General features: G+C 44.6%; 3 protein-coding genes. 1 reads left to right on the forward strand and 2 read right to left on the reverse strand.

Features of this window, described 5'->3' with window-relative positions:
* Nucleotides 1-164 precede the first annotated feature (164 nt).
* On the forward strand, nt 165-362 hold the full coding sequence (locus tag F6K37_RS30655; protein WP_008183401.1) for a helix-turn-helix transcriptional regulator: 198 nt from the start codon (nt 165-167) through the stop codon (nt 360-362).
* A gap of 89 nt (nt 363-451) precedes the next feature.
* Here F6K37_RS30655 and recQ read toward each other — a convergent pair whose 3' ends face one another.
* Together recQ and F6K37_RS30665 are read right to left on the reverse strand one after the other, a co-directional pair.
* Nucleotides 452-2,581 carry a DNA helicase RecQ gene (gene recQ / locus F6K37_RS30660; RefSeq protein WP_287254288.1) on the reverse strand — a complete coding sequence of 710 codons (2,130 nt, stop codon included), beginning with the start codon at nt 2,579-2,581 and terminating at the stop codon, nt 452-454.
* A 79-nt stretch (nt 2,582-2,660) separates the two neighbouring features.
* Nucleotides 2,661-5,795 carry a sister chromatid cohesion protein PDS5 gene (locus F6K37_RS30665; RefSeq protein WP_287254290.1) on the reverse strand — a complete coding sequence of 1,045 codons (3,135 nt, stop codon included), beginning with the start codon at nt 5,793-5,795 and terminating at the stop codon, nt 2,661-2,663.
* Nucleotides 5,796-5,821 lie beyond the last annotated feature (26 nt).

Genomic DNA, 5,821 nt, shown 5'->3' on the forward strand with positions numbered 1-5,821 from the left:
CTACGCCTCACTTCCCACCCTCCCCACCTACATCTATGGTCTTAATTCAAATCATTGATATTAATTTACCTGCCCTGTTGCACAAAACCCGATTGTAGAATATAAACTATAAATAGTCAAATAAATTTAGGTAAACTACTGCTACAAGACCACCGGAGAAGGTAATGTCCCTAGGAAAAAAACTACGAGAACGCCGTGAAAGTCTAGGTTTAACCCGCATACAAGTTGCCAGAGCCTGTGATGTCGTAGAGTCTACAGTGATTAACTGGGAGGCTGATCGGCACAAGCCTAAGCTTTATCCAGAACAGACTAAAGCCTTGTGTGATATTTTAGATCTCAAAGTTGAGGATCTGATCCAGTAACATGTAAGGGTATAGCCAAAGCACAGGATGGCTTTGTGCGATCATTTCATAATCATCTATAGTGCTGCGGATAGCAATAACTATATCGATTACTCTTGTTCCCGTCGCCACCAAGCACGGACTAGTTTAATGTCGTCATAGGAGTAACTTTCTCCTAAGTACTCCCGTAATTTTTTCAGATACTGATCACCCACTTTTTCAATTGCTTTGATAATTGGCTCATGGCGTTCCAATGGTACCAGTCGTTTTAAATCCACTGGCTGATTCATTTCAATTAATTGGCTCAAATGATCTATAATAGTTCTGGTAGTATACCCTCGTTGTTGAGCAATTTCCTCTACACTTAACCCTTGTTGATAGAATTGCAGGGTTTTCATATAGGTACTGGAGGGGAGGGGTTCTGGTAGTTTTTGCTCTTGACAAAATGCCCGAATTTCTGAAATAAATTGCTCGCCATACTGGGTAACTTTATACTGAGTGACACCGGAAAGTTTGGCAAAGTGCTCTAAGGTTTTGGGTTTCAGCTGTGCCATCAGTTTCAGTGTGGAATCAGCAAAGACCACATAGGGCGGAATCGATTGGCGATCAGCGAGCTGTTTCCTTAATTTCCGCAGTTTCTCTAGCAGAATCTCGGCTTCAGCTACTCTGGGGTTAATTTCCCCTAAGGCTTTTTCTACAGATGACTGGGGAATAGGAACGTAAACAGAACGTTGCTTGCGCAGGATTTCCCAACTTAGTTTATTGAGCTTCAGCACAGAGTAGCCATCGGTGGTTTGGTCTACTAATCCTTGGTGCAAAAGCGATCGCACTAGAATTTTCCAAGCCTCTGCAGTTTTATCTTTACCAATACCATAAGTAGAGAGTAAGTGATGGCCATACTGCTCAATTTTCTTACTTTTTGAGCCCCGCAACACTTGAATAATGTGGTTCATGCCAAACCGTTCCCGACACCGGGCTACACAAGAGAGGAATTTTTGAGCTTCAATGGTCCAATCTTCTAGTGGCTTAGGATAGCAACAGTTATCACATTTCTCACAATTCCCTGGAAACCGCTCACCAAAGTAGCCCAGCAAAATCCGGCGGCGACAATCTGTGCCTTCTGCGTAGTCAACAATCTGATTTAACTGTTGATAGGCAATCCGTTGTTCCTTGGGATCGGGCTTTTGATCAATCAGATAATGAAGTTTTGAGATATCACTAGCGCTATATAAAACCGTACATGTGGCTGGTTCCCCATCCCGTCCTGCTCGTCCCGATTCCTGGTAATAACTTTCGATGTTACGAGGTAAATCGTAGTGAATCACAAACCGTACATCTGGCTTATTAATTCCCATGCCAAAGGCTACCGTAGCTACGATTACCCGCACATCATCCCGGATAAACCGATTTTGATTGGTTGCCCTAGCCTTATCCGTCATTCCACCATGGTAAGGTAGGGCAGAAATACCATCATTCTGTAACCGGAAAGCGACTTCTTCTACGGAACGGCGGCTCGTACAGTAGACAATACCAGAACCTTGGTGAGAACGGATCTGTTTTAATAACTGTTGATAGCTTTGCCGTTGTTTTGGTTGAACGTCGTAGTAAAGGTTAGGACGGTTGAAACTGGCGATGTGAACCTTGGGCTGTCGCAATTCCAGTTGTTGGATAATGTCCTGTTGGACTCGATTAGTGGCAGTAGCGGTCAGCGCCAGCACTGAGCTATTAGGATAGCGGTTACGTAATAGTTTTAGTTGCCGATAGTCTGGGCGGAAATCATGCCCCCATTGTGAGACGCAGTGAGCTTCATCAATGGCAAAGGTGGGAATACCGATTTGCGATCGCACTCTATCCAAAAATGGGATAAACTGTTCTGCCAGTAACCGTTCTGGTGATACGTAGAGTAATTTTATCTTACCCTCAAGGATAGCAGCTTCCCGCGATCGCATTTGTTGGAAGCTCAAGGTACTATTGATAAACGTAGCCCCAATCCCATTATCTTCCAAAGACGTCACTTGGTCTTGCATCAAGGAAATCAGAGGAGATACCACAACGGTTAATCCCGGTTTCAGTAGAGCTGGCAGTTGGTAGCACAAGGATTTACCACCGCCAGTGGGCATGATAATCAGTAAATCCTGATTTTGCAGCGCCTCTTCAATAATCTGTTGCTGTCCTGGCCGAAAACAGTCGTGACCAAAAAAATGTTTAAGGGCATGCTCCAGGGATGGCGACTGTTCCATGGTCGTGAGGGGATTGCGATCAGTTGATTGTTGGGATAAGATTATTATGCCTAAAAACTATAACATAGAGCGCTACTCCCTATTCCGTACCTACAACCAAATCCCACAGCACATCAATACCACTGCCCACATAGTCGGAATCTTGGTGTTGTTCAATCCATTCAATCACAGTAGGGAGAACATGATTCGATGTTTTGCCCAAATTGCCCAAGGCTTCGCTTGCCCACCGACGCACACGATAATGCTCATCCTGAAGCCTTGCTAGGAGGGCGTTGACTACGGGTTCTGAGCTGTTGCCTAATTTACCTAAGGCTATGGCCGCCCACCGACGTACACGAGAATCATCATCCTGAAGCTGTGCTAGGACGACCTTGACTACGGTTTCTGAACTATTGCCCAATTTGCCTAAGGCCAAGGCTGCCCACCGACGCACACCAGCATCGGGGTCCTGAAGCTTTGCTAGGAGGGCGTTGACTATGGTTTCTGAGCTATTCCCCAATCTGCTCAAGGCATCGGCTGCCCCCCCACGCACACCAGCATCGGGATCCTGAAGCCGTGCTAGGAGGGCGTTGACTACGGTTTCTGAACTATTGCCCAATTTGCCTAAGCCATAGGCTGCCCCCCCACGCACATCAGCATCGGGATCCTGAAGCCGTGCGATTAGAGCCCTTACTACGGTTTCTGAGCTATTGCACAATTTGCCCAAGGCCACAGCTGCCCTCTCACGCACACTAGCATCAGAATCCTGAAGTCGTGCGATTAGAGCCCTTACTACGGTTTCTGAGCTATTGCCCAATTCGCCCAAGGCTATGGCTACCCTCCAACGCACATCATAATTCTCATCCTGAAACCTTGCTAAGAGGGCGTTGACTACGGTTTCTGAGCTATTGCCCAATTCACCCAAAGCATCGGCTGTCCTCCAACGCACATCAGAATCATCATCCTTTAGCCGTGTCAACAATATTGTAATTACCTCATCTTTTTCCCCGAACTCAGCTCGATACTTCAGCAATCGCCAGTCATCAATTCGATTCGTTTGGGTAGCGTGGCCTACGGCCAATTCCTGTTCCAATAATTCCAATACCTGTGCTTCAAAATCAGTTTCATATAAACTACAAATTATATTAAAAACCTGCTCATCAACCCTCTCCCCAACCCGCTCTTGACTACTCAGCTCTAACTCAAACAACCGCTCCAAAATCTTTTGCACCAACCCACGATCAGCACCAAGCAAATTTTTCGGGTCTTCTGCCAAACAACTACCAGCAAACAACAAATCACGATGCAACCACTGCTCATAGTTACTAGTATTATTCAAAACTGCCCGAATCGCCCTCGCTGCCTTTTTCGGTTTTTGCTGTGCTATCAGCAATAATAACACTTCGCGCCAGTGGGAGTCATGCAAATGCTCCCGAATCTGACTCAAAACAATCTCAAAATCTCCCTCATTATCCGCCTGATAGTCAATCTCTTCAGCACACAAATATTCCTGAAAGGTCTTATGGACAAAAGCGTAACAATTTTGCCCTTGCTCATTCAACAAACCAGTGCGATCGCGAATCAAGGTTACAAATGCTTCGGCTTCTTCTTCAGCTTGGTATAACTGCACCTGCTTCAAGGTTTTAATCTGCTGACTCAACTGATCAATCAACTCATCTTGGTTAATCAAGGTGCCACCTTCATTATTGCCAACATTTCCCTGAGTATGAATCCAATAAGCCAACAATTCCATCAATCGGCGTAAATCATATAAATCTAGATACTTAAATATTCCATGACTGCTGATTTCTTTGTTAGCATCCCAAGAGGTTAACAACGTCTTGACAGCACAATTATAAAGCTCAAACCGTTCCTTAGGTAATATAGCTTGATACCGATGAATCAATGCAATAATTGTCAACAATAACGGATTCCGTGCCAATAGCTTAATCCTGTCATTATCATCCAGCGCCTTTCGTAAACTATGCTTGCGCCTTTCAGCTTCGGCTTGATCTTGAAACCTGCTGTTATACCAGTTATCAATAAATGCCGAAATCTTCTGGTCATCAAAGGGTTCAATTTGATAGTGGGGAAATTCCTCAGTGTGGAAAAAGTCGCGTCGATAACCAGCCGGTCTAGATGTAATAATAGCGCGATTTCTGTCAAACTGTCCCAAAAAATTCTCAATCCGCCTGACTACATCATTCCGTTTAGCCTCTTCTGGCACTTCATCCAAACCATCTAGCAATATCAACGCCCTCCCATCAGATAACCAATGCTCAAAAAATCCTACTGGTAACGGTTTCACTGACATCGTGTTTTCAGCAAATACCCGAGCATAGTCGATCAGGCTTTTATCGAGATTTATCGCAAAATCTCGCATCCTAATTAAAATCGGTAGCCAGTCCGTATCAGCATCTAATCCTAAAATCTCAGGATTTTGCTGAGCCAACATTACTGCAAAATAACTCATCAAGGTGGTTTTTCCGGAGCCTGGCGCACCCAATATCACTACTCGTCTTGATTGACTTTGGCTCAATAACTGCTCCGCCAATAATTTGCGGCCAGTCGTCTTTGCTAATAGTGCTATTTCTGAGGTTTCCCCACTACCAGCTGCTAACAAATCCCGTTCCCAAGCGCCAGCAGTTGATACGTCTTCCACCACATCTGGCATTACAAAGATTTGGGCTAACTTCTCGGATTTTTCTACTTCTTGCCCAGGCACAGCAATGCCAGCAAATTTGACATCATCAAACCAGTTAGCTAACTGATCACAATAATCCTGTTTAGCTACCTGAAATTTTAGATAAGTATCCGTCTGCTGGAAATAAGCATTAATAAATGTCTCCACCCAAGGCTTGAGACTATCGTGATTCAGTTTAATGTTATGGGCTTCAGCTTGCTGTTGAAATACCGTGCTTAAAATCTCCCGATCAGGCTTACCTTGATTAAGTAGCGGTTTCTGTAATTCCGCCAAAACAGCAGAATTAGTAAAATAGTCGCGCAAAAAATTATTAACTCCATTCCAGCCATCCGGTCTAGCGTGAAAAAATAAGCGCTGGCTCGGATCCCGTTGTTTTTCCCATTCTTTAACTGCCGCTTCGCCCGCTTTGATTGCCTTCTCTACATCGCTTTTAGTCAGAGCTTGACTTAAGCTATCCCATCCTTGTCCCGAAACAATCTCTAACAACGATTCCCCTATTTTCGGGATTGCCCAACCGGCTAATACTGACAAGGGTTCTATCATTTATGTCTAATTAT

Source organism: Moorena sp. SIO4E2 (assembly GCF_010671945.1).
Classification (GTDB): Bacteria; Cyanobacteriota; Cyanobacteriia; order Cyanobacteriales; family Coleofasciculaceae; genus Moorena; species Moorena producens.

Coding starts and splice junctions, on each gene's coding strand:
- F6K37_RS30655 (WP_008183401.1), top strand. CDS start 165: ATGTCCCTAGGAAAAAAACTACGAGAACGCCGTGAAAGTCTAGGTTTA.
- recQ (WP_287254288.1), bottom strand. CDS start 2,581: ATGGAACAGTCGCCATCCCTGGAGCATGCCCTTAAACATTTTTTTGGT.